Genomic DNA, 24,486 nt, shown 5'->3' on the forward strand with positions numbered 1-24,486 from the left:
ACCCACCATGGCTGCCGATCCACGCGAGAACCCGGTTTGCGCTCTCCATCGTTCCTTCAAACTGCGTCGCTTCGATCACGACGGGCTTCTTGCGGAATGCTGCCATCTCTCTTCCTCGCTAGGCTGCTTTGCTGGGGGACGTGGGGGGATATTCGGTCGGGACGGCGAACGGCTTGCCCGTGTTACGGGCCTCGTCCATGAGGCGGGTTGGTGTCCCGTTGGCTCGCTTGAATTCGTACCAAGCGGTCCATTGGGCGGTGCCAGGCTCGATCGAAGTGAAGGCGGGCTTTGGAGCGGCGCCGGGCTCCGCTGTTGGCGCAAACCCACGATCATCGGCGAATTTGCGGATCCAGTTCCGCCACGTCGCAGACCAGTCGAGCTTCACGCCGTCCTTGCCAGGCTTGGCGATCCAGAAATCCCGGAAGCGCTCGAACTCCTTCGCGGAGAGATGAGCCGGGACGCCCAGCGAAGCAGCAAAGTCGCGGTCTTGCTCGGGAAGCTGGTACTCGGCCGAAAGCCTTGTCCCCTTCGGCGACTTCGAGACTGCCGGTTCTTTTGCAGAAACCGGTAGGTTTCTGTTTTCTTGCTTCTTCTCTCCTTCTTTCCATCCTCCATCCTCCATCTGCGGATACTTTTCCGCTTTCGGGAGAAATGGTGGCTCGTCATCTCCGGTCATTTCTCCATTTCGGGGAAATGCAGGAGCGTCAGCGACGGGAAGGCCGACATAGACACGCATCTCGTCGGTCAGATCGAAGGTGTTACTGGGCGTCTTCGGGCGCTGAAAACGACGGAAATTGCGGATGGCTCCGACCATCCTGCCGCCCAGATCGAACCGCTTGATCAGGCCGTTGGCCTCGATCTCGTCGAGCAGCGCGGACACATCAGCAGCGTCGGCTGGGAGCAGCCGCATCTTCAGTTGGATGGGCTTCCACTCAAAGGCGCCCTGGTCATCGGCCTCGGTCCAGAGCCCGATCACGAGGATGCGGGCCATGGGTGAGCAAGACACCCACGCCTCGTCGGTAAATAGTCCCGGATGTACGCTGCGAATGCGGGCCATCGGTCAGCGGCTCCCCGGCTTCATGCCGCGAGGAAGTGGCAACCCATTGCGCAGGGCATGCTGGCGAATGGCGAAGATAACGGTTGAGTTGTCGCGAGAGATGGCCCGGCCGATTGTGGATAGGCCGGCCGGCGTGAGGTCATAGGCCAGGTAGATCGCCTCCTGACGAGCGTAGGAGATGCGGCGGATGCGCCTCATGGACCGAAGATCAGATACCCGCAGGCCATGCTTGGAGGCGGTCGCAGCAATGATCTCGGCGACAGTCAAGGTCGCGCTGGACGGGTCCAGGTCGATCTTGGCGGCGGCCTCTTTCTCGGCGGCAACGGCTGCACGGATCGCCTTCAGCTTCTTCTCGAAGGTGCGGGCGCGCTCCCGGTCAAGCTCATCCTCGGCGTGCTTCAGGGCCCTGGCACGCGCCTCTTTGATCGCGTCACGAGCCCGCTCGATGCCGATGTGGACGGTGGTGGCGATGGCATCCGGGGAGAAGCCGCGCATGGTCATGTCGGCAATCTTGGACGCCGCGTAATCGGAAAGCTGCTCGGTCATGCCGCCACCTTCCCACCGCCGAGCGCACCCCATTCAGTGAGGATGGCAACAGCCTGGTCGATCGACGTGGCGATGGCATAGCGTGCGCCAGATCTGGCCACGTCTTCCTCGAAAGCCTTCTGGTGCTCGGATTGTCGCCCCTTCGCCGATTTCAGTTCCAGGAATGCCGACTGGCCGCCCTGCAGAACCAAGCACAGATCGGCAACGCCACGGCGCACGCCCATACCCTTGAGCTTGCTGCCAGTGACATCGGACCGGGCCTCGCCGTTCGGGCAATGAAAATAGACGACGCCGGGCGCTGCGTTGAACTTGAGGTGCTGGATCACTGCACGATGGATTGCGTCCTCGGACACGGGGCGTGGATCGCGAAGCTTGATCGCATGCATAGTCATGGCTGGTACTCCGCACGCTTTGGGAACGGACGACTGCGCATCGGGTGCGCGGATTTGTAGATGCCGAGGTGCTTCTGGCGGATGCGCTCGACCTTGGATTTCTCTGCGACGTCGAGGGCGGTCTTCTCGCGGTGCTTGTCGCGGAGAGCCGGCGCCAGGTTGCTTTCGCGGTTCTCACCGCCGTTAATCAGGGCGATGACGTGGTCGACGTCCCACGCCTCCCCCGCCCGGATCTCACGACCGGAGATGTGGCAGATGCCCTTGTGAGCGAGGAACACGCGGGTACGAACGCGCGGCGGGATGGGCGTGTTGTCGGTCTTGCCGATCCATTCAGGGACTTCGCGGGTCATGCTGCCTCCGCCAGGAATGAGAGAGGATCGATGCCGGTCTCTTCGGCGATGCACTGCATGGCGCGGTCGAAGTAGACCTTGAATTCGTCTTGGCTCATGGCCTCGAAGCTGATGCTGTCGACCTCCTCAGAGACCGATCCGTCGAGGTTCTTCACAGACGACACGTATCCGAGCGCCCGCTTGACGGCGCGGTGCAGATGGCCGGTCGTCGGCCAGGCTTCGGTGGCGTTCACAACGAGGGCTAGCGCCTTCCAATAAGTGCGGTGCTGCGGCAAAGAACGACGCGAGCGCGGCACGACATCGAACTCAGCGCCGAGCGTCATCATGGCCAACATCTCGGCGTCGAAGCCGGAGACGGGCGAAAGCCCGCGAGCCGTGCGGCGAACGATGATCGTCGGCTTATCGTTTGAGCGCTTGGCCATGCTGCGCCTCTAGAATGGGATGTCGTCGTCGAGGTCGGCGGCGTAGCTGGACTGGAGCTTCTCTTCCTCAGTCGGCTTCAGTGCGTGCGGCAACCAGTCGCCACCCGGCTTGCCGTCCAGCAGCGTCAACTCACCGCGGAAGCGCTGAAGCACAATCTCGGTGGTGAACTTCTCGGCGCCCGACTGGTCGGTCCAACGGCGCGTCTGAAGCTGGCCCTCGACGTAGAGCTTCGAGCCCTTCTTGAGGTACTGCTCAGCGACCTTGGCGAGGTTCTCGTTGAACACGACGACCCGGTGCCACTCGGCCTTTTCCTTGCGCTCGCCACTCTGCTTGTCGCGCCAGCTTTCCGACGTGGCGAGGTTCAGGGTGACGACGGTCTCGCCGGCATTCGTGCGGCGCACTTCAGGATCACGCCCGAGGTTGCCGACCAGAATCACCTTGTTAACAGATCCAGACATCAAGCGGCCTCGCTGAGGGTTTCGGGGAGTTCGGATTTCGCCTTATCCAAGGCGCGGTCGAATTCGGCCCTCTGCGTCGGCGAGAGGCCGTTGATCTCTCGCTTCTGGCCACCAAGCCAGATGCGGACCTCGTCCTTGCTGCCGGCCTGGTTGAGCGCGGTCAGGAGGGCTTCTAGGATCAGCCGGTCTTCCGGCTCGGGCTCGTGCCCGACGTTCTCCTGCGCCTTGTCGTAGAGGGCGAGGCCGAACGGGTTGCCGAATGTCATGAGGGCGCGCTTCATCGCGTCCGTCTCGGCTTCCTTCAGGGCGCTCTCGTGCGCCTGGCCGACATCCTTATCGATGCCTTGGCCAAAGCCGCAGCCGTCACGAACGACGCCGCCGACCGTGATGCGGACGCGGGCCATGTAGTTTACGCGCCACTGGTCCTTGCCGTTCTTGTCCTTGCCGACCGATGGCTCGCCGAGCAGCCGAAGCTCGACTGTCTCCCGTTGCCAAGCGTCAAAACCAAAGATCCGGTTGGCTTCCGCGATGGCGTGCCAGCCTTCGATGTAGGAGAGCTTCCGCCCAGCCTGTTCACGGCTCTTGATGCTGTCGGGCGACAGCTTCGCGCTCAGAAGCTTGGTCTGTTCGGGGGTAAATGCCATCAGCGCGTCCTCACCGTCAGCGTGGGTTCAGGATTGCTCAGGAGGGCGCCAGGAACGGTCTTCCCGTCCTTCAGCGCGTCGCCGATCGCGGTCTTGTCCGGCGAGCGAGCGACCCGGATAAAGTCCTCGGGAAGCGCGCCTTCATCGGCGATGATGACCTTGCTTCGGCTCTTGCCGACCGATGCCGTAAAGTCGGCCTGCTCCAGCTTCGGAATGTCGGCCGCTTGGAGTAGAGCCAGAGCAGCCTCTCGCTGTTTCATCGCGCGCTGGCCGAACCGGGTGGCGCGGTCGCGCTTCTCGGCGGCGAGTTTGGCGCAGGCTTCCTCGAAAGCCTCGTCATCGAGCGCCGAGCGGATCAGGGAAGCCGCAGCGTCGATCAGACTGGTTTCGCCTTCGAGCGTATCGGCCAGCGCCTGCTCGTCATCGGCAAGCTCCGGGAACGACGCCAGCAGCATCTCGCGGACACGCTGATACTCGGCGATCAGGGATGCGGGAGCGATGTAGCTCATGCTGCGTCTCCCGCAAGGATATCGAGGTCGGTACGGGCGCGGCGCAGATACCAACGGGCGTCGTCGATGCGCCGGGCGGCGGCGGCTTTGTACTCGTTGTCGGACTTCGGCCACTCGCGGGCCATACGGCGCCAGTCTGCAGCCGAGCGGCGTGCTGATCCGGCAGCGTCGATCATCACGGCGACGGAAGTGCGAAGGCGGGCGTAGCGGGTCATTTCGGCTTCCTCCACGAAAGCGCGTTGATGGGTTAGGCGTAGCGGCGGTCCATGAGGGGCGCGTCGATGCGGCCCATGAACTCTTCGCGGGCCTCGGGGCTTGCGCGGTTCCACGCTGACATCAGCGCGGCCACCTGCTTTTCCTTGGCCTCGAAATCATTGAGAGGAGTGTCTGCCAGCTTGAGCGCAGCGTTCGACTTCGCAGCGCGTTCGTTACGACGCGCCAGCAACAGATCGCGGTTGACCGCGGCCACCTGGTCGTTGGGGCTCAGCTTCTTGATCTTGTCGAGGTAAGTGCCGGTATCGAGAGCGGTGCCCCGGATCAGATCCAGCGCCTCGTCGATGACCTTCTCACCGCGCTCGGCGTCGCGTTGGATGGAGCGTTCTGGCCGACCAGTTGCGTTCGCCGTGTTTTCAGTGAACCGCTGAGTATCGTTCAAGTCGCCAATCTGGCGACTTGAACGCCTGTCGCCGCCATGGGCCGTTCCAGGGTGCTGGATCTCATAGATTTCCTTGCGCCGCGCCGTGAACCGCGCCCTGTCGGACGGAGACAACTCTGCTCGGCAGAGGTTCTCGTCGATCATGATCAACTCATTGACCAGATCGTCGGCGTCGCTGACGACGCACTTCACCGTCTCCATCTTCAGCACCACGGCGCATGCCTCATAACGGTGGTTCCCGGCGACGACCTCCCAAGCCTCGGCCTTGGCCCCATGACGGACCTTCAGGGCCTTCTTGACGATGATTGGATTGATCAGCCCGACTTCCTGAATGCTCTGCGCGATGGCTTGGACCTTGGCTTGGTCAAGTCCTCGTGCCTCTATTGGCGGGTAGATCAGCGCAATTGGAAGGTCGACGACGGAGCCCATGGCCTAACCCTTCCGGCCGTTGACCGGCGTGCCGGCAATTCGCAGAACATGGTTCTGGGGGACCTTGATGATGGAAAGCGATCGGCCTTCGAACCATGCGTTCCAAGCCAAGGCCGCAGCCACAACACCCTGACCGTGCGCGCCCGAACTGACGTCTCGGGCAGTCAGATCGCGGACAAACACATGACGGGGGTCATTGCGCTTGAGCCCGTCGTTCCGAGCAGTGCCGCGCCAAAAGTCGAAGGCCTTCGCTTCTTGGTAGCGCATCGTCATCAGCGCCACAGCGAACGTGCTGCCACGAAGAATGCGGGGCTTCAGATCAGTCTGAGCGCCTTTTAGCGCTTCCTCGATCCGCCGAGCTGCCGGCCACCAAGGCTCGCAGGCCTCGACACGGAGGTCGACGATACGTAGTTTGGCTACCGCTTCGGTCTTGACGGTGTAGTTATTGGGGACGGTGAACCCGTTGGCGATGACGCCAATCGCGCCATAAGTCGCTGCGGCAATCCCCTTCGACACCCCATGGGTCGCGGCAAGGTCGATGGCGTTCAGAATCTGCTGATTCGACCGAACCCGCATGACTGTGTCGAACCGGTAGTAAAGCGCCCTGACCTCTTCCGGCGTCGAACAGAGGTTGACCGCGACCCTGAACTCGACTTCCCGACCAAAAGCGATCACTGCCTGCAAGCGGTGCTGGCCGTTGACAAGGGTCAGATTGCCGTTGAGCTTGGCAAAGGTGATGGGGTCTGACAGTTCCCACAGCCCCCGGCGCATCATTTCGGCATAGACGCCGACGTCTCGCTGCTCGACCTTGCGCTGACCGCTATAGTTGGCCTCTTTGAGGATACTAGCGGCGAGGTCTGGGCCGATGGCCATGCGGCCTTCCCGAATATCGGCCTCCCACGTCCGGATGCTCCGGATGTTCCCGTGGGAATTGATGTCGGCCGAGCGATGGAATAGATTCATACTCGATCTCCTTGATCCAAGGCCTCGTTCTGCGGTGAAGCGCGGACGGGGCCTTTTCGTCCGCCGCAGTCTCAGCTAGGCCGCCTCAGTTCTGGGGCGATCCAAAGCGCCAAGCGCGCAAGCCGCGCGCTCGTGTTGAGCAATCTGTTGGCTATGGAAATCCGGATCGATCTCCCGAAGCCGCTCCGCCGCGACGGCGAATAGAGCTCCGAGTTCTGTGGCCTGTGCACGGGCTGCTTCCTCTTTTCGACGACGGATCAAGTCGCGCATTTGAAAATCGCGAACCGCTTCGCCGCTCCAGCAACCCGCCTCGCCATACCAAGCGGCCTTAACCCGCCAGAAAGACGGGAAGCCGAGAGCGGCCCAGGCTTTCCGGATCTGGGCCTTGACCGTCTCGCCGGGCCGAGGATCAGCGGCGGCGTAGACGATGGTCTTCATGTCACTCGCGAGCGTGCTCACGGTTCCTTCCTCATCTTGAGAACATTTATGGAACGACAACTTGTCGGACATTCCCGAAACTCCTCATGCCAATCTCCGATTGTGGACCGGAGGTTGGACGAGGAGTTTCGAGGCGATGAATGGCGAAGCGAGAGGCCCACCATCCGATCGGCGTGATTGAAGACGCCGACTTCATTTCGCTCGGAGCGCTCGCCGCAGGAGTTGTGCGTAGGGCAGCGCTCAAACGAGCTGGAAGAGTGCGGGTGGCTCCGGGAGGAAGGAGAGCCACCCGCGTTGCCGAGGCGGGCGGAGAGACCGGCACTCACCTTGGCAAGCTTGAGTAAGGAGCCCCGGGCGGGGAGGTAGCCGCCCGGGGCCAGTTTGCTGCGCGCCCGGGAGGAGTAAGCGGCAGCGGGGGAAGGTCTGGCAGTCGCGCTCATAACGCGTCGCTCAGGTTCGAATAGTCGTCGTCCGGTCGGCGCTGGCTCTGGCGAATGACAGAGTAGATCCCGCAGGCCAGGAATGCGGCGCAGATCAACCAGAAGAACATGGTCGCCCAGCTCATGATGCCCTCGCCTGTTCGACGTAGAAGTCAGCCGCCGTGACCTCCCCACCTGTCGCCGCTGCGATCCTCGACATCTGTTCCGGCCGAGGGATGCGCTCGCCGTACCGCCACTTGCGGACAGCTGCGGGCGACGCGCCGACCTTGGCGCCGAAGGCGTCATTGGTCAGACGATGGGTCAGGAGGTAAGCCGCGAGTTTCATACCCCAGCTTATGCCCCATAACGGGGTATATCGTCAACCCCATAATGGGGCACGCGGAAAAGATTGATTCCGGGGCACATTCCCCAGATGGCAAAGAACGGGCTCGCTGCACTTCGAAACAGTCGCGGATGGACGCAGGACGATGTGGCCGACAAGATCGGCATGTCGCTTGGTGGCTATCGCAAGCTTGAATACGGGGAGAGGTCGCTAAAAGCGGCGCAGATAGCGATGTTTGCGAAGCTCTTTGGCGTGACTGAGACTGAGGTCATTCACGACGACGGTGAGGATGACCGCCCCCAACCCCGTCGCGTTCCGCTCGGCCAAGAGTTCGATCCCGATCCCGAGTTCGATAATCCTGCCACGATGGGTTCGGAAACCGGAAGGCAAGGGCTTCCCAAAGGCAGCATCGCCGAGATCGACGTGACCGCAGGGCTCGGCGCCGGCGGGCTGACGACCGTGTCGGAAGCAACCGCCGCCAGTGGCATGCGGTTCGCCGCCGAGGTAGTGCGCGCCCACTGGACGTTTCCCGAGTGGTTCCTTTCGCGGCTGAACCTGCGCCCCGAGTGGGCAGCGCTGTTCCCGTCGCAGGGCGATTCCATGTTCCCGACGATCCTCGACGGCGACGTCATCGTCGTCGACACTCGGCATCGCGTCCCCTCTCCGCCTGGCATCTATGCTCTGACCGACATGTTCGGCGGCGTGATCTTCAAGCGGCTGGAGGTCGTATCGGCACCGTCCGACCCGGACGTGATGGTGAAGGTGGCGTCCGACAATCCGCGTCATGACACGGTGATACGCCCGTTGTCGGACGTGTATATCATCGGGCGGTTTGTGAGTCGTATGACGTCGGATGTCGGCAGATAGCGCGCCATAGGGCTGCATGTCTGCCTTGCAGGTCACCTGCATCTTTTACGCAGCGACTCCGTTGTAAGTCTGTTATGCTTGCCTACCTTGACAGCGAGCGCTGAGCGTTTCGCTAGTCGCTAGTGCTAGTTTTTGACAGAAGGAGGTTATGCCATGGCTGCCTCTGATCGCGCGCGCCGGGTGTCCGCTTGGCGTCGGGCAATCTTTGATGGGGCTGCATCAGCTCGGTATGTGATAGTGCCGCCTGATATTGCGAAACAACTGCCTCGGCCAATTGACGTGCCGAGCAATATACGGGCGGATCAAGCCGTGCTTGCGTCTTTTGCATTCGCACTCAAGGAACTGATGCCGAGTGAGCGAGACTGAGGGTGAGCCGGGGGGCCTCACCCAAATTAAACTCCCTGATGAAATCGTCGCAACAATCGACACCTTGCCCAAAGAAACCCGCGGGCCGATCCGGGAACTGGTCGTAAAGGTGGCTCAGTCTCATTTTCGGGGGCCATTTCCTCCGCCAGACATGCTGGATGACTATGAGCGGCACCAGCCAGGCTTTCTGGCCGCATTGATGCAAAGGGCCGGTGAGGCCCAGACCCACGCCCAAGACATGGAGCGGCTCTCGATCGAGGGGCCGCTGATTTACGCAAAACGGGGGCAGATATTTGGGTTCCTCATCGTTGTCGTCGGCGCAATCGGGGCCACGGTTTGTGCCACATATGGCGCGACTGGTATTGGGATCACCTTGGGCTTAGGAGCAGCCGCTCCGATTATTGGCCACTTCGTAAAGAACCCGTTGTCAAACACCCCGGCCCCGCCCGACCCTAAAACCAAACAGTCAAATGGCAGGACGGGCCAGCAGCCCGTAACCAAGCCCAAGACCCCGCCTCGCCGTAAAAGGTAGCCGAACGACCCAGAAGCCCGCCCCTCCGGCGGGCTTTTTTGTGCCTCAACAAATATTCCCCATTTTGGGGTTGAATAGTGCCCCATAACGGGGTATAAGAGTCCCCATCAGCACCCACCAAGCCGATGAGGGACCGACGTGGATATCCCCAAGCTCGAATTCCGCGATGACATCACCCGCTATGTCGGGCCGTTCGCGAGCATCAAGTTCAAGGCCAACAACGGCCCTGACAAGCGGTACCAGCCTTTCGAGATCGAGATCTGGAACAGCGGCTTCCACGCCAGCCGAACGCTCTCTGCGGACGAGGTGCTGGCTGCCAGCGATTGGTTCGCAGCTCGTGCTGCGGAGATCCGCGCTGCTGACGACGTGTCCGTGGTCAGCCGGCTGGAGGACGCAGCATGAGCGCGCACCTCGACTACACGGTCACGCTCTCTGACGACGGCGCCGTCGTGTCTGACCATCTCGACCGAGATTTCGTCTGCTGATTTCGACATCTCCGTCACCTCGGTGGTCGTCAATGACGTCGACCTCCTCCAGAGCCATGACCCCGCCTTCAAGCGCCTGGGAATGATGATCGCCGAGAAGGCCGAGACCGACGAGTGGGTCATCGAGCAGATGATGGCCAACGAGAACATCGTCTACGTCGGCGCCGGTTACAACGACCCCAGCGGGCACTACGAGGTGGCAGCATGAGCCCGGCAGAGGACGGCGGGGCGGTGGAGGGGCTGGTGGCGCGGCTGCGTGCGATGGCGCCTACCGTTGGGGGAACATTGTCATTCAAGGGCCGCTCCACGCGGGCCATGAACGATGACATCCGCCGCGCCGCCGCCGAGATCACCCGCCTGCGCGCGGAGGTCGAGCGGAAGGATGAGGCGCTATCCAAGATCTCGAAGGGTGGGACTGCATACGCCAACGCAACAGTTCGCCGGCTCTGCGCCATCGCCCGCTCGGCCCTTGGAGACCAGCCATGATCTCCACCCTCCGTTCCAACCTCGCCGAGATCCCTGCTGCGTCCGTGTATCTGGCGGTGATCTGCATCGCTATCGCAGCCGCATGGGGGTGGAAGCCATGAGCACCCAGACCTATGGCACCGAAGTCGCGCCGGCTCGTCGTATCCACGACATGGTGGACGAGTACGAACGCAAGGTCGCCTCGCTGCCGGACGCTATCAATGCGTTCCAGAACGCAGGGCAGGCTCTGAAGACCGCAGCCTGCGTCGGTGGCGAATGGGGCGATGAGCGGATCGAGACCGGAAGCGCATCGGAACATGTCCTGGCCCGCAGTCTTCGCCGGTCAGCGTGGAAGAATGTTTGGAAGGCCCTACGTCTACCGGAGATTGCCAGTGCCAAGGACAAGCAGTCGTTCGAGCGGGCGCTGGCAGACCCGCCGCCGTTTGACCTGGACACCGTCCGCTCCACTTTCTGGCCCTACCTCGAAAACCCGCGCCTGACGATACTGCGCGGGTTGGCGGAGGTCTTCGCGGATCTGGACCCGGCCTACAAGAGCCACGAGAAGGTGAAGATCGGCGTCAAGGGCCTGCCCAAGCGCGTGATCCTCAGCAACCTTGGGGTCGGCGGGTGGGGCCGCGACCAGTTGCGCGACATCCTCAACGCGCTTGCTGCCTATCAGGGCAAGTCGCTACTCGATTATGCCGAGCTCCAGCTGCTCCTGCAGGATGGCGACGCCCTAAAGGAAGGGGGCACTTTCCCGCACCCGCACAACAGCCGTTACCAGCAGGAGACGTTTACGGTCATCGGCCGCGGCGTTTGGCTTCGCCGGTTCCAGAACGGCAATGGCCACCTCTTCTTCGGCCCGGTCGCCCTGCGCGACATCAACATGGCGCTCGCCGAATTCTATGGCGACGTTCTGCCCGACTGCCATGACGAGGCTGACCGGCCGGCACAGCGCACGAGCACCGCGGTGGCGAAAGATCTCCAGTACTACCCGACGCCTGCGGCTGTGGTAGAGCGCATCTTGGCTGACATCTACATCAAGCCCGGCACTCGCGTTCTAGAGCCGTCGTGCGGCTGCGGTCGCTTCCTGGACGGGCTCGCCTCTACGGGCGCAGACGCCTTCGGGATCGAGGTTGATCCAGCTCGTGCCGCCGAGGCCCGCGCCAAGGGGCACGCCGTGATGACGGCTAACTTCCTGGATGTCTCGCCCAACGGCGAACTGTTCGACTTCGTGGTGATGAACCCGCCGTTCTACGGGCGCCACTACGAAAAGCACGTGCGACACGCCCTGAAGTTTCTGGGCACCGGCGGTCAGCTCGTTGCGGTTTTGCCTGCGACGGCTCGCTACGACCACGGGCTGCTGGATGACCTCCGCCCGAGGTGGCACGACCTTCCGGTTGCATCGTTTGCCGAAAGCGGAACGCGCGTTTGCACCACCATCGCAAAGATAAGGATCGCCGCATGACGACCGCAATTGAGCCGAGCGCCGAGGAGATCGAGCTGAAGCCGTGCCCGTTCTGCGGCGAGCACTTGGTGCATAGTCCCGATCTATCGACCCGGACCAGCAAGATCTTCGTACACCCGGAGACCGCGCATTACTGCGTAGTCGAGCACGTCATGATCAGCACCGCCGGCGGTGGACATCGTGTGGTCGCTTGGAACCGCCGCGCCGAGGTAGTGGGGGAGCCCGCGCCCCAACTATCCGGAAATACCGGAGAGTTGCCCGCGCCAGCCGTGGCGGTGCCGGAGGCGGCGATTGACGCCCTCGCTGATCGCTTCTGGCGAGTGCACCCGCGCGAGATACAGGATAGCGGCCTTACTCGCGCTGAGTGGTACGCGGCAAGAATGAAAGAGCTTCTCGCCGCCGCGACTCAGCCTCCCGCAACCCGGAGCTATGCGCCGAGCGACGAGGCAACCCGCGACCAGATCGCGGCCGTCATGCTGCTGCATGGCACGCCGGACCAGCAGCGCGAAGCAGCCGAATATGCCGGCGTCCAGCCTCCCGCAACCCGGAGCTATGAAGAGGGGCGCGACGACGGGATCGAGGCGGCGGCATCGTTGGTCGAAGATCGGTATCGGAAAGCCTTGGACGAAGACGAGCTTGCCGATTGGGTCCGCTCCCTGAAAGGCCCCAGAGATGAATAGCACGGCAGACCTCATTTCGCAGCACAAGCAGTTGGCCGTCTTCACCCGGAAGTTCGTCGATATGACGGGCGACGAGAGCAAGACGACCGAGGAAAAACTGGAGGTGGTCATCAACTGCGTCCTGCAAATTCTCCTCTCTGAACAGAACGCAATCGCGGAAAAGATCAGGGTCTCACAATGGTGAATAATGCATGGGAGAGGGCCGTGGAGGCCGGGGCGCGGGCGCTCGCGCACGATTCGTCGGGCCACGACACCTATTGGCGCAGCCACGTTACCAAGGCGGAGATCCCCCTCCGCGCCGCCTTCCCGATCCTGGCGGAGGAGTTGGTGAAGCTGGCCGAGGCGGAGAACAACGCCGCCATCGACAATGGGATTGGAAGCACCTCGAACCATCGGATGATCCATCACATGGGGCGTTCCGAGGCGGCGATCACCATAACGACGGCTATTCGCGCCCGCATCGAGCAGATGAAGGAGATCACGGAATGAGCCGCAAAAAGCCGACCAATCGTCAGATCGCAGACGCCTTTGATGAAGCCGAAGACGACTTCGGCGACAAGAGCACCAGTTTTCTCGCCCACATCGTCATCGACCGGCTCGGGGTCGAATACAGCGACGTGATCGACGCGCTCGCATGGCAGGCCTCCCTCCCCGCCCCTCCGGCTGCGGCACAGGGGGATGAGGGATGAGCGAAGACACGAAGCCTTGGGCAATCCAAGATTTTGATGATGATAGCGACGATAGCGGGCTGACCGTCGCCCACCTATGCCAATCCGTCGCGACGTGGTCATGCATGCAACAGCGCAGCGTCTCGGTCGCGGAGGCAGCGCTGGCCTTCAACACCACGCCGGATGTGGTCCAGCATGCGATCAATGAGCATGGAGGGTTCTACCTCTACCTCATTGGCGAGGACGATGACCCGACCGAGCAGTTCATCGAGCACGACGGAGAATGACCATGGCGGCAAACAACGTTGGCAAGGGTCATCTCCGCGCCAAAGCGGCCGGCATCGAAGTGAGAGAGGGATGATGGGACAGCCGGCCCCTCTACCAGAGCGCATCCGTGCGCCGGCCGCGGCGGCTATCCTTGGCGTCGAGGTTAGGACTGTGCAAGCCTTGGCCGCGCGGGGCGAACTGCCAGGTGCCGCCAAGATCGGCAAGCTGTGGACGTTCGATGAACCCGCGCTTCGTCATTGGCTTAAGGAGCGTTCGACATGCCTGACAAACCGCCTGCCCCTAAACACACTTACTGGCGCGGGGACACGCTTTGGGCGCGCTTTACCATTGCAGGTCGCGAATTCCGTGAGAGCCTCCGAACAGGCTCTCCAAAAGTTGCGGAGAAGCGGGTCAACGAGATGAAGGCCAAGGCGATCGGCAGCACGCTGTTCGCCGAGAACCCGATGCTCTGGGATGATGCCGTGTACGAATGGACGAACTTCATATCGCGCCACGTTGGTTCGCCCCGCACCGCCAAGCGCTATGCAGACTCTCTGATCATCGCGGGCCGCTACTTAAGCACCATGCCAATAGCCGGCATCGGCAAGGACGAGATCAACAAGTTCGTCACCGCTCGCCGGAACCAGAAGAGCCCGCCCATCACGAACGCCACCATCCGCCGTGACCTGCAGGCCATCTCGTCGCTGTTCGACTTTGCAGAGGATGAGGGGTGGCGCGAAGGCAACCCTGCGCGGGACAAGATGCGGCGGCTGAAGGAGCACCGCGACCCGATCGTGCTGCCCGATGAAGGAGACTACGAGTTCGTGCTGTCGCGACTGGCGCCGGCTCATGCCGACATGCTTCGCGCCGCCCGAGCAACCGGGATGCGTCAGAACGAGTTGGCCACCATCCTGCGGAAGAACTTCGACCCGATGCGCGGGTCCGTCCTGCTCGTAGGCAAGGGCCGCAAGCAGCGGACCATCAGCCTATCGCCCGAGGCCATCGCCATCTTCTCCCGACAGCCGGCCGGGCTGAAGTGCGACACGCTCTTTCACCACAACGGGAAGCCGATCACGCAGGCCGCCTTCATCTTCAGCCGGGCCCGGAGGTCGGCACAGGCGGCACGAAAGGCGGCACAGAAGGCACAGGCAGAAGCCAAGCAGAAGGTGGCCCCGGACTTCGCCGGCTTCCGCTTCCACGACATGCGCCATCTCTACGCGGTCGAGTTCCTGCGGGCGGGGGGCGACATCTACACGCTGAAGGAACACCTGCGGCATTCCTCGGTGAAGACGACGGAAATGTACCTAGAGTTCCTGACGCCGGAAGAAGCGGAGATTGCGAAGCGTGGCGGCGCAAAGGCGCTTGACGCGGATCGCGCTATGGGTGAAGAGACCGCGTCCGCCAGTTCCGGCCGGGTTTGACCCACGTCACGAAAGACGGCACACGACAATCGGTTTCTCGTGTGACGCCATTGAGCTAACGTGTTGAACATGCGTTGGAATATCGGATTTTGCCGGTTTAGCTCAGCGGTAGAGCAGCGGTTTTGTAAACCGAAGGTCGGGGGTTCAATCCCCTCAACCGGCACCATTTCCCAGAAAAGCCCACGCGCCCCCCAACGTTTCGCCTGGCTCCCGGCAGGTTCGCAGCTCGCGTCCCCTCCGCTCCGCCTGTTGCGACCGCTCTGGCTATCAGCGCTCCACCAACCCGTGGATCCAGCTCGATGCCCGGGCCGACATCGTCTTAAGATGGTCCGCCGCCGTGAAGCCGGAGACGCTCTTGCGCGGCTTCAGGTCGTGGTCGCCATCCTCGAGCCAGAGAACCTCGATTCGTGGCGACAGCGCATAGCCGCCAACCTCTTCCCGTGTTCCGAATTCGTCGCGCGTGCCCTGGCAGATCAGCGTCGGCGTCCGCAGCTCGACGAGATGGGCCGTGCGCAGCTCGTCCGGCTTGGCCGGCGGGTGGAAGGGATAGCCGAGGCAGAGCAGACCGGCGATCTCGCCAGCGGCATGGAATTCGTCGGCGACCATGCTGGCGACGCGCCCGCCCATCGACTTGCCGCCGATGATCAGCGGCGTCGAGGCGGCGAGCGCCGCAATCGCTTCGCGATATTCGGGCATCAGCCTGTCGGCGCGCGGCGGCGGCTTGCGGCCGGTTCCGCTCCGCCGCTCGGCCATATAGGCGAACTCGAATCGCGCGACACGGAGGCCCGCCGTCGCGAGCGCCCTCGCCGACGCCGTCATCGAGGCCGAATCCATCGGCGCCCCGGCGCCGTGCGCCAGCAGGATGGTCGCCCGCGCGTCTTCCGGGCCATCGAAGAGAAAATTTCCTGTCATCTCGCCGCCCTCGCCTTCCCACATTCGAAGGCGCAAGTTTCGCCCATCCTTCAGGACGGCTCAATGCGGCCCTCCCACGCCCGGGGAAGCCCCGACACGCACGGATCACGGCGATATGTAGAAAGGGCGATTCGGCCGCGTGGTAGTCCTAGCGTGACGGCTGGCGGGCTGTTGCCCATCCCCGGAACGCAGGAGAGATCATCATGAAATCTTCAGCCTTGGGTCGTGCCCGACTGGCCGGCCTCGCCGTGATCATGGCAATGACCACACTGATGGCCACCTCGCCCGGCGAGGCCGTCGTCTATTGCCGCGCCGGCGCCTATGTCAGGGGCTGCGTCCAGCGTCCGCCTGCGGCGGCGCCCGCCGTCCGCTGCGGCCATGTCGGCTATACGCGCGGCTGCGTCGTCCGCTAGGCCCTATCCGAGAGAACGCAGCGCTGGCGCCGCGTCCGCTCAGTGCGGCTTCATCGCCTCGGCCAGCGTCGCCAGGGCGCGCTGCGCCTCGCGCGAGCCGGTGCCGGCGACCGCGACGAAGATCGTCTTGGCGTCGTTCCAACGGCGCAGGTGAAAGTAGGACCAGCCCCGCATCATCATCAGGTCGTTCTGCTCGGGTGCGATGCGCGAACGCTCGTCGAGCATCAGGAGCGTCTCGATGTAGCGGCCATCATTGTAGGAGCCGATGGCGCGCTGGGTCAGGATCTCGGTCTTGAGCTCGATCGCGCGCTGGACGGTCTGCGAGGTCTGCGCGGCGGAAGCTGCTGCCTGGTCGGTCAGCCCGGCGCGCAGATAGGCGAGCGTCTTGCCATAAGCGGCGTCCTGCGCGACCTGGCCGTAGCTGGTGCGGAGCGCGACGTCGAACGCGTCGGCCGCCTCGATCGGACGGTTCAGGTCCATCAGGCACCAGCCGCGATTGAGCGCGCTCATCGACGAAAGCAGCGCCGGACGCACTTCGCCGGTGCAGGTGCGGCCGCTGCTGCGGGAGGCATTGCGCGGGGCGGCGCGGCGCTCGGCCGGCTGGGCAGCGGCCTGCTGCCGGCGAGCCGGACGCGCCGCCGGGGCGGGATCCGCCTCTTCCTCGTCGGCAACGGTCTCCACCCGCGCCGCCGGGGCGGGATCGTCGACCGCCACGGCTCCATCGGGACCGGGAATGGCCTCGGCGGCCGGGATCCGCTGCCGGGCCGCCTTCGGATCCGCCAGCGCGGCGATGCGCGGCGAACGCGGACCCCACTCCCGGATGATCTTCTCGAAGCCGGCCTTGTCCTTGAGCTTCTGGTTGGCGAGCGCCAGGCCATAGGCGGAGGGCTCATCGTTCGGCATAAGTGACAGCGCGGTGGCGAACCAGCGGGCGGCGATCGCCGTCTGGCCGATCTTGTAAGCGTACCAGCCGAATTCCTGCGCGCCGGGGCCATACTTGGCGTCGCTGATCGCGGTGGCCATGCGGGTCAGCACGTCGCGCTCCAGCTTCACCGGCGGATCGATGGCGAGCGTGGCGGTCGCGACGACGAGATAGGCGTCGGTGTTTTCCTTGGTGGCGTCGCGCCACTTGTAGGCAGCGGTTTCGGCATCGACGGGCCGCTTCAGCGCGTTCAGCACATAGGCATAGCCGCGCGCGATCTCCGCCGTGTCGGCTCGCCCCTAGGCGAGTTCGAACCACTGCGCCGCACGGGTCGGGTCGTTGTGCTGGAACCAGTAGGAGCCGAGAAGCACCGCATCGTCCGGGCCCGTGCCCTCCCGCACCAGCCGCTCGACGAGCGCGATATCGTCGGGCGCGACTGCGAGGCTCGGATCCTTGGCGCCGGCGGCGAGGCGGCGCCGGGCCAGGTCGCCCTTGACCGGCGCGAACTCGCCCTGCCCGTCCGGACCGGTGCGCTCCAGCTTGAGCAATTCGTTGAGCTCGGCATCGTCGAGATAGCCCATCGCCTTCTGAACGGTGGCGAGACGTTCCTTCGGGTCCTGGCAGTTCGTCAGGATGTAGACGCCGACATCGCGGGCGCGCGGCGTCCGCGCGGTCTTGGCGAAGCCTTCGGCGACGCGCCAGAGCACGTCGACATCGGCACAGGTCAGGAGAGCCGGCGTCGCGGCGGCGACCGAGACGACCGTGTTCCACTGCTGCGCGTTGGAGGCATTGACCAGCCGGTCGCGCGCCTCGCCCACTTCGAGGCGGGCGAGCAGGTCCGGCGGCACCTGCCAGTTGGGCTCGCGGGCGAGCCGTGCGGCGATGGCGCTGCGCACGGCGGCATACTGGCCGTCGCCATAGAGTTTCCACATCTGGTCAAGCACCGGATCGGAAATCGGCACCGGCGCCGAGAAATCGTCCGGCGGTGTCCAATCGGGGTTGAGGGCTCGAAGCCGGGCGATCTCCGCCTGCAGACGACGCTGGTCACCCTGGCGGGCAAAATAGCGGAGCGCAGTCTCGTCGACAGCGGGAGCTGCCGCCAGCGCCGGCGCCGGGGCGATGGCGGGGGCCGGCGCCGCAGGCGCGACAGCCGGAGCCTGGGCCGGAGCCGCGGGCGCCGCCGGGGCCTGCGCCATGCGGACGGTTCGCGTCGGCACGACCGGGACGCTCGCGGACGAGCCATAAAAGTCGGTGGCGGCGTCTTGCACCCGCCGTACCTGAAGCATCTGCGCGGTTTCGTCGCCCGCTTCCGCCGGCGACAGCGCCTGGTCGAGGAGATAGGCGCCTTCCAGGCCGATGACCACAAAGGCGCCGAGGATCAGGAGCTGCTGCTTCACAGGCATTCCGCGCGCCTTTCTTTCAGAAAGGACAAGGAGAGAAGGTGGAGGGTCGACGGGTAGTAGAGCGTCGGCGAGAAGGTCTTGAGGTCGTCCGGAACCGGCTTGCCGTCCCGCACGCAGGCCAGCGCCGCGGCGACGATGCGATAGCCGGGCTCGCTTAGCGTGCTCTCGACCGCGTTGGTCTTGACGTTGATCACGGCGGGACCCGGCTTGCCGGGTCCGAACCAGGCCTTTTCATAGGGCCCGAGCAGCGCGGCGTCGGTGATGCCGGCGCGCAGGATGTAGAGCGGAATGCGGATGGAATTGTAGCCGAAGACGGGATCGAAGCCGTCGGCCGGCTCCACCCGCTTTTCATGCACCGTGATCCAGTCGGTCGGCAGATGCTCCTCGCCGAACTGCGCCTGCCGCAGCAGCGACAGGCCGGAATTCGCAAGTCCCTTCCAGTTGGTCGCCGGCGCCAGCTGCGCCATCACGGGAAACGCCTCGAAGATCCAGTAGGAGAGATTGACGATCGGCCCGTCCGGGCGCGCCGAGCGGCTGAAGCCATCGACGCCGGGCAGCAGCAGCTCCCGGCCGAGATCCTTCACCACGGTCTTCTTGCCGAGCGCGGTGGCGATCGCCGTGGCCGACTGGAGATAGCCCTTCTCCTTCCACGCCCAGCCCGCCTCGGCGAGCGCATAGGCGATCAGCAGGTCGCCGTCGCTGGCATTGTTGGTGTCGGGCACATGCGGCAGCGTCGGCCGCCAGCTCCAGACGGCCAGGCCGTCGTCGCGCAGGAGCAGTTCGGTGCGCGTGAAGCTCCAGATCCGCTCGAAGGCGGCGCGGTCATCGGCGGCGAAGGCAAGCAGCAGTCCGTAGCCCTGCCCTTCGCTGTGGCTGATGTCGCCGTTGGCGTCGTCGATGACGCGTCCGTTGGGAGCGACGAAGCGATCGCTGTAGGTCTTCCAGTCATCGGCCGAGACGGTGCCGCGCATGGTGAGTTGCTCCGCGTGGGCGGCCACCGCCACCGACATCAAGCCGCCGGCGATCAGGGATGCGACACCCGAAATGCGGAGGAAAGAACCAATCATGACCGTCTCCCCAGGCGTGCCAGAAGGCCCGTCGTGACAATGCCGAGAACGATACACAAAACCACCAGCCCGATCGCGTAGACCACGACGTTGCTGGAAAGCCAGTTGGCGGCGATCAGGCGCAGATTCCCCGGCGCGACCGGCTGGGTCATCACGAATTCGAAGGTCAGCAGCGGCCGGCTCTCGATCGCGTCGGTCGTCGCGGAATATGTGGTGAGCGCCCCCCCGAGCAGCGGCCAGCGCTGGACCGTCGAGATCGACTGGATGCCGGTGATCAGCCGCTCCTCGGAAGGCGCCGTCAGCACGGTCCAGGTGCCGCCGCCGTTCGGGCTCGCCTGCTGCGCCACGATCAGGCTCGTCTTCGGCGCCGGGTCATAGGGAGGCGCCGCCGCCTCGCGCAGGCGGAAGGTCGAGAACGAGATGTCGAAATTGCGCTGCAGCCAGCCTTCGAAGCCGGCGAGCTGCCCCTGCAGCCCGCCGCCACCGACCTCGCTGCGCCAGCGATTGAAGGTTGCGCTGGTGTCCTCGGTCTCCGGGCTGGAGGCCGGCGCCTGGCCGATCTCGGTGCCCGGGCGATGCAGGGCGCCGTCGAGCGCCTCGAACCCGGCAGCAGCCGAGGCGGGCATGACACGCTTGCCCGCGCTCGTCTCGTCGCGCCAGCTGGTGCGGATGCTTTCCGCGACATGGACCTGGCCGAGCACGCTGGCGGGCATCTGTGCCGCCGTGCCGACGAAGATGGCGGAGCGGTCGCCGACGCTGGCGGCCGGCGTCGGCGTCAGCGGCACGATGCGGCCGGCCTGGATCGCCATCCGGGCCACCAGGCTCGCGGCTGCCGAATAGATGGTCGGATCGGCACGGCCGAGAACGAGCGCGCTCGGCTCCTCCGCCCGGTTGTAGGGGAAGGCCGTGCCGGCGAAGGCCGCCAGGTTGGGCCGGCGCCCGATTCGCGCGAAGTTCGGCATCGCGAAGGTGGTGGTGTCGAACAGCACGAAGCGCTGGCCGCCCGCCGTCGACCCGCCGGGCGCGCAGACTGCGTCCTCGGCCGTATCGAGCATCGCGTTGATCGAAATCCGGTTGACGCCCGGCCGGAAGTGGCGAAGCGGGACCTGGATCGGAAACTGGCGGTAGATGCCGCCCTGCTGCCGCGTGATGCGTGTCGTCGCCGCGATCTGGTCGTTCACATAGATGTCGATGTGGCTGGCCGGGCGGACGGCCGAGGTATAGGCCGCGTCGAGCAGCAGCGTGGCCTCGCCATAGGCCTCGGCGTAGAAATCGGAGGGCACGCCCACCGCGAATTCCGTATGGAAGCGGCGGCCGGAGAATTCCTGCGTGCCGGCGCCCGCGTCGGCGATGCGGAAGCTGTCCTTGCCGGTGACGAAGCGGACGTCCGGCGAGAGCCAGGGCGCCGTGTTCATGACGGTGCGCACGACGCTGATCGGGCGATCGACCGCCGCCGCCATCGTCTCGATGGCCGTGCCGATCTGACCCCAGTTGGCGCCGGAGACGACCAGGACGGACGTACCGAGCCTCTCGTCATCGACGAAGCCGACGATCGGACGGGAGATCGCATCCGCGGGGGGATGCGTCAGGGCCGCGCTGATCTCGCTCGCAACGCCGAGCACGACGGTCAGCGAGCCGTCGCCATCCGGCTTGGTCACGGTCTCGGAGACCGTGACGACCGGGTTCGGATAGTTGCCGGTCAGGGCGAGCGCCTGGACGAGCTTCAGGAGATGCGGCGCGATCGTCGGCTGGTTGCTGCCGGGCGCGATGACATGGATCGGCGTCACGCCCTTCTCGTTGAAGCCGATGGCCGGCAGGTCGACGAGACCGCGCAAGCTGCGCGGCGCGTCGGCGCGCGCAAAAATCAGCGACGTCCCGGCGGGATCGATCTCGGTCCAGAGCTCGAAGGTGGACTGGACGGTGCAGTCGGTACGGTGGCGCTGCGCCACCTGGAAGCGGATCGTGTTGGCGCCGGCCTGCAAAAGCCCCGGCGGCACCATGGCCATCACGTCGCGGAACGATTCCGAGGACGAGAGCGCCGTCTCGAGCACGGGCTCGTTGTTGATCGAAACCCTCAGGCGCGACGCCTCGGGCATCACGACGATGGCGTTCTTGAACGAAACGTCGAGGCGCGCCGGCGTGGCGGCCTGATCGGCCGTCAGAAAGATCGCCCAGGCGCGCTGGTCCATCTCGCCCTCGAGCCGCATCGACGCGGAGGGAACGATGTAGCGGCGCTCGAAATTGGCCGGCAGCGCCGGCTTGGCCGCAGTCGCAGCCGCCACGTCCTGGGCCGGCTGCGGCGCGGGGGCCGGCGCTGGTTGCGGGGCGGCCTGGGCCGGCTGCGGCGCGGGCGGCAGTTCGACCGCCTCGGGCTCGGGGGCGACGGGAGCGATCTGGATCTCGCGGATCGGCTCGGGCCGGGCGGCCGCCGAAGGCTGCGCCGGCGCGACGACCGGCGGCTGGGGAGCGGCGGCCGGCGCCGGCTGGACGGGGACAGGTTGGGCGGGCTGCGCCGGCTGGACGGGAGGCGCCAGCTGGAACGGAGCCTCGGGCCGGGCGACCGCGGCCGGGTTCAGCGCGGCGGGCGGAGCCGCCGGCGCCGGATTGGCGGCGCGCTCGCCGCTCATGTCGAAGGGTTGCGGCGCCTGCGCGATGGCCCAGATGGCGCTTGTGCCGAGCAAGCCGATGGCGAAGCCGGTGCGGATCAGCGTCTTCATGAATTCGGCTTTCCGGCGGCTGCGGCCACGGAAGCCTTGTCGGGCTGCGAGCGGCGGAACGATCTCAGGAAATAGGCGAGGCCGCGCCCGGTCTGGTAGACGGACAGGCTCAGGAACCAGACGGTGCCGCGCAGGATTCCGATGTTGGTGCGGCGCGACCACTGGAACTTGGTCCAGAGATCGGAACTCGCGAACACAAGATCCGAGATCAGCCGGTAATGGTCGGCGACGGAGGGCTCGTAGCGGACGCCGAGCATCACGCCTTCGGGCTTGCGGATCATGCTGCGGATGCTGATCGGCATGGACGGGGTCGCGATCTCGACATTCGTCTTGAAGCGCACGTCGCAATAGAGGTCGCGGGCGATCTCCGGCACCTTCACATTGCCGAGGTTGATGCGGGCGCCGCCGACCGAGGCGTCCTCGATCGTCGCCGGGATCACCTTGTCGCCGACGAGGATCTCGCAGCGGCGCTTGACGTCGACGCGGCGGCTGGCGCGGTTCTCCTGGCGCTCGGACACCACGCCAAGCGCGCAGCCGGCGATGATCAGGTTGAGCAAGTTCCAGCCGCCCACCACGAAGGCGACGTCGGCCTTCCAGGGCTCGTTGATGATGCGCCAGGCGGTCATCAGCACGGCGAACACCAGCACGGCGAAGATGATGAAGAACGGCCGCGACAGTTCCGAGACGCGGGCGACGTCGAGCGATTCGCTCTTGGAAGTCACCTTGAAGGTCGGCTTGCTCGGATTGAGGATGACCGAGAACAGTGCCGGCAGCAGGTAGACCGACTGCACGTACTCATACAGCTCCGAGATCCATGGCCAGCGGAAGCGGCCATAGAGGTAGTTCTGCATCATCAGGTTCACGATCATGTAGGACGAGCTGTAGGCGACGAACTCGCCCGCCGATGCCGTGAAGATCTCGAGGTTGAAGAACAGGTAGCAGAGCGGCGCGAGCAGGAAGATCCAGCGCGTCAGCGGGAAGAACCAGAACAGCGTGCTCGACATGTAGCAAAGCCGCTGCGGGATCGAGAGACCGCGCTTGCCGGGCGGGAAGCGGAACCGCAGGATCTGGTACATGCCCTGCGCCCAGCGGCTGCGCTGGCCGATAAACGAGGCGAAGGTGGCGGGCTGCAGGCCGGCGATCAGCGGGCGATCGACATAGACGCTGTGCCAGCCGCTGGCGTGCAACTCGAGCGCGGTCTCGGCGTCCTCGGTGATCGAGACGCCGGAGAAGCCGCCCGTCTGGTCGAGCGCCTCGCGGCGCAGCACCGCGGCCGACCCGCAGAAGAACGAGGCGTCCCACTTGTCGAGGCCGCGCTGGATGATGCCGTAGAACATCTCGTTCTCGGACGGCATCGTCTCGAAGGTGCGAAGGTTGCGCTCGACCGGGTCGGGGTTGAGGAAGAAGTGCGGCGACTGCACCAGGAAGAGCTTCGGATCCTGCTTGAAGTACCCGACCGTGTAGAGCAGGAAATCGCGCGCCGGCGCATGGTCGGCGTCGAAGACGACCACGAGTTCGCCCTTGGCGAACTGCAGGCCGTTGTTCATGTTGCCGGCCTTGGCGTGCTCGTTGCGCTCGCGCGTCAGGTAGCGGCAGCCGAGATCCTCGGCGAGCTTCTGCAGCGTGACGAAACGCTCTTCCGCCTCCTGCGCCGCCTGCATGTTCTCGGCGTTGCGCTTCTGGACGGTGCCGCCGTCATCGAGCAGCCAGACAGTCAGCTTCTCGGCCGGATAGTCCATCGCCTTGGCGGCGGCGAGCGTCGTCGCCAGCAGCTCCGGTTCCTCGTTGTAGGTCGGAACGAAGACGTCGACGGTCGGCAGGTCCGGGTCGGAGGACGAAATCTTGAGGTTGCGCGGCGGATGCGGAAGCATCACGACGAACAGGCTCAGGAACAGCATGAAAATGCTGTACATTTCACAGATGTAGACGAGAAAGCCGGGAATGAAGTTCTGCAGCTCGTTGATCGGCGGCAGCGTGCTGGTCGTACGCCAGTAGGCGTAGCGCAGCACCAGCGACGTGCCGAGCGCGAGCGCGATCTGGCGCCAGACGCCGCCGCTCGTGAAGGTCTTCAGGACCATCATCACGCCGAGCACCGCGGTGCCGGCGATCAGGTGCGCCTGCAGGCTGATAGGAAGGGTGATGAGGAAGGCCGTCGCCAGCGCCGCGATGGCCCAGAGCAGCCCGATGCCGATGCGTCCCATCACGAA

General features: G+C 64.8%; 33 protein-coding genes, 1 tRNA gene and 1 pseudogene. 15 read left to right on the forward strand and 20 right to left on the reverse strand.

Annotated features, from left to right (window positions below; genetic code table 11):
* Positions 1-118 precede the first annotated feature (118 nt).
* The 14 genes from WFK98_RS11790 to WFK98_RS27375 all read right to left on the reverse strand — a co-directional run bounded on the left by WFK98_RS11790 (position 119) and on the right by WFK98_RS27375 (position 7,629).
* The gene (locus WFK98_RS11790) at positions 119-1,057 is read right to left on the reverse strand and encodes a hypothetical protein (protein ID WP_336800337.1); all 939 of its coding nucleotides are present in this window, start codon (positions 1,055-1,057) and stop codon (positions 119-121) included.
* A gap of 3 nt (positions 1,058-1,060) precedes the next feature.
* On the reverse strand, positions 1,061-1,603 hold the full coding sequence (locus tag WFK98_RS11795) for a helix-turn-helix domain-containing protein (RefSeq protein WP_336800338.1): 543 nt from the start codon (positions 1,601-1,603) through the stop codon (positions 1,061-1,063).
* A complete protein-coding gene (locus WFK98_RS11800; RefSeq protein WP_336800339.1) occupies positions 1,600-1,995 on the reverse strand; it encodes a VRR-NUC domain-containing protein in 396 nt (131 codons plus the stop codon). Before WFK98_RS11800 ends, WFK98_RS11795 begins: the two co-directional genes overlap by 4 nt.
* Positions 1,992-2,345 carry an HNH endonuclease gene (locus tag WFK98_RS11805; protein WP_336800340.1) on the reverse strand — a complete coding sequence of 118 codons (354 nt, stop codon included), beginning with the start codon at positions 2,343-2,345 and terminating at the stop codon, positions 1,992-1,994. Before WFK98_RS11805 ends, WFK98_RS11800 begins: the two co-directional genes overlap by 4 nt.
* Entirely contained in the window at positions 2,342-2,671 is a 330-nt protein-coding gene (locus tag WFK98_RS11810) for a hypothetical protein (protein ID WP_336800341.1), read from the reverse strand. Before WFK98_RS11810 ends, WFK98_RS11805 begins: the two co-directional genes overlap by 4 nt.
* Before the next feature lie 105 nt (positions 2,672-2,776).
* Positions 2,777-3,226, reverse strand: a complete 450-nt coding sequence (gene ssb, locus WFK98_RS11815) for a single-stranded DNA-binding protein (RefSeq protein ID WP_336800342.1) — start codon at positions 3,224-3,226, stop codon at positions 2,777-2,779.
* Positions 3,226-3,870 (reverse strand): RAD52 family DNA repair protein, encoded by a 645-nt coding sequence (locus WFK98_RS11820; protein WP_336800343.1) that lies wholly within the window; start codon positions 3,868-3,870, stop codon positions 3,226-3,228. Before WFK98_RS11820 ends, ssb begins: the two co-directional genes overlap by 1 nt.
* The gene (locus WFK98_RS11825) at positions 3,870-4,379 is read right to left on the reverse strand and encodes a siphovirus Gp157 family protein (RefSeq protein WP_336800344.1); all 510 of its coding nucleotides are present in this window, start codon (positions 4,377-4,379) and stop codon (positions 3,870-3,872) included. Before WFK98_RS11825 ends, WFK98_RS11820 begins: the two co-directional genes overlap by 1 nt.
* On the reverse strand, positions 4,376-4,594 hold the full coding sequence (locus WFK98_RS11830; RefSeq protein ID WP_336800345.1) for a hypothetical protein: 219 nt from the start codon (positions 4,592-4,594) through the stop codon (positions 4,376-4,378). The genes WFK98_RS11825 and WFK98_RS11830 overlap by 4 nt, the downstream gene beginning before the upstream one ends.
* 32 nt (positions 4,595-4,626) lie before the next feature.
* A complete protein-coding gene (locus WFK98_RS11835) occupies positions 4,627-5,463 on the reverse strand; it encodes a ParB/RepB/Spo0J family partition protein (RefSeq protein WP_336800346.1) in 837 nt (278 codons plus the stop codon).
* Between the two features lie 3 nt (positions 5,464-5,466).
* Complete coding sequence (locus tag WFK98_RS11840) at positions 5,467-6,426, reverse strand: hypothetical protein (RefSeq protein WP_336800347.1); 960 nt, start codon at positions 6,424-6,426, stop codon at positions 5,467-5,469.
* 75 nt (positions 6,427-6,501) lie between these two features.
* Complete coding sequence (locus WFK98_RS11845) at positions 6,502-6,936, reverse strand: hypothetical protein (RefSeq protein WP_336800348.1); 435 nt, start codon at positions 6,934-6,936, stop codon at positions 6,502-6,504.
* A gap of 364 nt (positions 6,937-7,300) precedes the next feature.
* Entirely contained in the window at positions 7,301-7,429 is a 129-nt protein-coding gene (locus tag WFK98_RS11850; protein WP_336800349.1) for a hypothetical protein, read from the reverse strand.
* A complete protein-coding gene (locus WFK98_RS27375; RefSeq protein ID WP_442907408.1) occupies positions 7,426-7,629 on the reverse strand; it encodes a helix-turn-helix domain-containing protein in 204 nt (67 codons plus the stop codon). Before WFK98_RS27375 ends, WFK98_RS11850 begins: the two co-directional genes overlap by 4 nt.
* A gap of 87 nt (positions 7,630-7,716) precedes the next feature.
* On the opposite strand from WFK98_RS27375, the gene WFK98_RS11855 reads away from it, so the two are divergent.
* The 14 genes and pseudogenes from WFK98_RS11855 (at position 7,717) to WFK98_RS11915 (ending at position 15,011) form a co-directional block, all read left to right on the forward strand.
* On the forward strand, positions 7,717-8,493 hold the full coding sequence (locus WFK98_RS11855; RefSeq protein ID WP_336800350.1) for an XRE family transcriptional regulator: 777 nt from the start codon (positions 7,717-7,719) through the stop codon (positions 8,491-8,493).
* A gap of 352 nt (positions 8,494-8,845) precedes the next feature.
* A complete protein-coding gene (locus tag WFK98_RS11860; RefSeq protein ID WP_336800351.1) occupies positions 8,846-9,391 on the forward strand; it encodes a hypothetical protein in 546 nt (181 codons plus the stop codon).
* Positions 9,392-9,529: 138 nt separating this feature from the next.
* The gene (locus WFK98_RS11865) at positions 9,530-9,793 is read left to right on the forward strand and encodes a hypothetical protein (RefSeq protein ID WP_336800352.1); all 264 of its coding nucleotides are present in this window, start codon (positions 9,530-9,532) and stop codon (positions 9,791-9,793) included.
* Positions 9,794-9,898: 105 nt separating this feature from the next.
* The gene (locus WFK98_RS11870) at positions 9,899-10,084 is read left to right on the forward strand and encodes a hypothetical protein (RefSeq protein ID WP_336800353.1); all 186 of its coding nucleotides are present in this window, start codon (positions 9,899-9,901) and stop codon (positions 10,082-10,084) included.
* Positions 10,081-10,362, forward strand: coding sequence for a hypothetical protein (locus WFK98_RS11875; protein WP_336800354.1), 282 nt, complete (start codon positions 10,081-10,083; stop codon positions 10,360-10,362). The genes WFK98_RS11870 and WFK98_RS11875 overlap by 4 nt, the downstream gene beginning before the upstream one ends.
* A gap of 97 nt (positions 10,363-10,459) precedes the next feature.
* On the forward strand, positions 10,460-11,809 hold the full coding sequence (locus WFK98_RS11880) for a DUF4942 domain-containing protein (protein ID WP_336800355.1): 1,350 nt from the start codon (positions 10,460-10,462) through the stop codon (positions 11,807-11,809).
* Positions 11,806-12,489, forward strand: coding sequence for a hypothetical protein (locus WFK98_RS11885; RefSeq protein WP_336800356.1), 684 nt, complete (start codon positions 11,806-11,808; stop codon positions 12,487-12,489). The genes WFK98_RS11880 and WFK98_RS11885 overlap by 4 nt, the downstream gene beginning before the upstream one ends.
* On the forward strand, positions 12,482-12,673 hold the full coding sequence (locus WFK98_RS11890; protein WP_336800357.1) for a hypothetical protein: 192 nt from the start codon (positions 12,482-12,484) through the stop codon (positions 12,671-12,673). Before WFK98_RS11885 ends, WFK98_RS11890 begins: the two co-directional genes overlap by 8 nt.
* Positions 12,667-12,978 (forward strand): hypothetical protein, encoded by a 312-nt coding sequence (locus WFK98_RS11895; RefSeq protein WP_336800358.1) that lies wholly within the window; start codon positions 12,667-12,669, stop codon positions 12,976-12,978. The genes WFK98_RS11890 and WFK98_RS11895 overlap by 7 nt, the downstream gene beginning before the upstream one ends.
* Positions 12,975-13,178 carry a hypothetical protein gene (locus WFK98_RS11900; protein ID WP_336800359.1) on the forward strand — a complete coding sequence of 68 codons (204 nt, stop codon included), beginning with the start codon at positions 12,975-12,977 and terminating at the stop codon, positions 13,176-13,178. Before WFK98_RS11895 ends, WFK98_RS11900 begins: the two co-directional genes overlap by 4 nt.
* The gene (locus WFK98_RS11905; protein WP_336800360.1) at positions 13,175-13,444 is read left to right on the forward strand and encodes a hypothetical protein; all 270 of its coding nucleotides are present in this window, start codon (positions 13,175-13,177) and stop codon (positions 13,442-13,444) included. Before WFK98_RS11900 ends, WFK98_RS11905 begins: the two co-directional genes overlap by 4 nt.
* Positions 13,445-13,517: 73 nt before the next feature.
* A pseudogene (locus tag WFK98_RS27380) lies at positions 13,518-13,688 on the forward strand (helix-turn-helix domain-containing protein); the annotation flags it as partial.
* Between the two features lie 14 nt (positions 13,689-13,702).
* A complete protein-coding gene (locus tag WFK98_RS11910) occupies positions 13,703-14,845 on the forward strand; it encodes a tyrosine-type recombinase/integrase (protein WP_336800361.1) in 1,143 nt (380 codons plus the stop codon).
* 91 nt (positions 14,846-14,936) lie between these two features.
* Positions 14,937-15,011: transfer RNA gene (locus tag WFK98_RS11915), tRNA-Thr, on the forward strand.
* Positions 15,012-15,112: 101 nt separating this feature from the next.
* Here the strand turns inward: WFK98_RS11915 and WFK98_RS11920 are convergent.
* Positions 15,113-15,757, reverse strand: coding sequence for an alpha/beta hydrolase family protein (locus tag WFK98_RS11920; protein WP_336800362.1), 645 nt, complete (start codon positions 15,755-15,757; stop codon positions 15,113-15,115).
* 203 nt (positions 15,758-15,960) lie between these two features.
* Here WFK98_RS11920 and WFK98_RS11925 point away from each other — a divergent pair, with 203 nt between their 5' ends.
* Positions 15,961-16,170, forward strand: a complete 210-nt coding sequence (locus WFK98_RS11925; RefSeq protein ID WP_266338207.1) for a hypothetical protein — start codon at positions 15,961-15,963, stop codon at positions 16,168-16,170.
* Positions 16,171-16,209: 39 nt separating this feature from the next.
* Here the strand turns inward: WFK98_RS11925 and WFK98_RS11930 are convergent, their stop codons facing one another.
* Genes WFK98_RS11930 through bcsA form a run of 5 tightly spaced genes read right to left on the reverse strand, consistent with a single transcriptional unit; the run spans position 16,210 to position 24,480 of the window.
* Positions 16,210-17,349 carry a hypothetical protein gene (locus WFK98_RS11930; protein ID WP_336800363.1) on the reverse strand — a complete coding sequence of 380 codons (1,140 nt, stop codon included), beginning with the start codon at positions 17,347-17,349 and terminating at the stop codon, positions 16,210-16,212.
* A gap of 42 nt (positions 17,350-17,391) precedes the next feature.
* Positions 17,392-18,489: a hypothetical protein gene (locus WFK98_RS11935; protein ID WP_336800364.1), complete on the reverse strand. Its 1,098-nt coding sequence runs from the start codon at positions 18,487-18,489 to the stop codon at positions 17,392-17,394.
* On the reverse strand, positions 18,486-19,562 hold the full coding sequence (locus WFK98_RS11940) for a glycosyl hydrolase family 8 (protein WP_336800365.1): 1,077 nt from the start codon (positions 19,560-19,562) through the stop codon (positions 18,486-18,488). Before WFK98_RS11940 ends, WFK98_RS11935 begins: the two co-directional genes overlap by 4 nt.
* A complete protein-coding gene (locus tag WFK98_RS11945) occupies positions 19,559-22,279 on the reverse strand; it encodes a cellulose biosynthesis cyclic di-GMP-binding regulatory protein BcsB (RefSeq protein ID WP_336800366.1) in 2,721 nt (906 codons plus the stop codon). The genes WFK98_RS11940 and WFK98_RS11945 overlap by 4 nt, the downstream gene beginning before the upstream one ends.
* On the reverse strand, positions 22,276-24,480 hold the full coding sequence (gene bcsA / locus WFK98_RS11950; protein WP_336800367.1) for a UDP-forming cellulose synthase catalytic subunit: 2,205 nt from the start codon (positions 24,478-24,480) through the stop codon (positions 22,276-22,278). Before bcsA ends, WFK98_RS11945 begins: the two co-directional genes overlap by 4 nt.
* Positions 24,481-24,486 lie beyond the last annotated feature (6 nt).

Origin of the sequence: Kaistia sp. MMO-174 (assembly GCF_037147815.1) — a bacterium.
In the GTDB taxonomy this organism is placed as follows: domain Bacteria; phylum Pseudomonadota; class Alphaproteobacteria; order Rhizobiales; family Kaistiaceae; genus Kaistia; species Kaistia nematophila.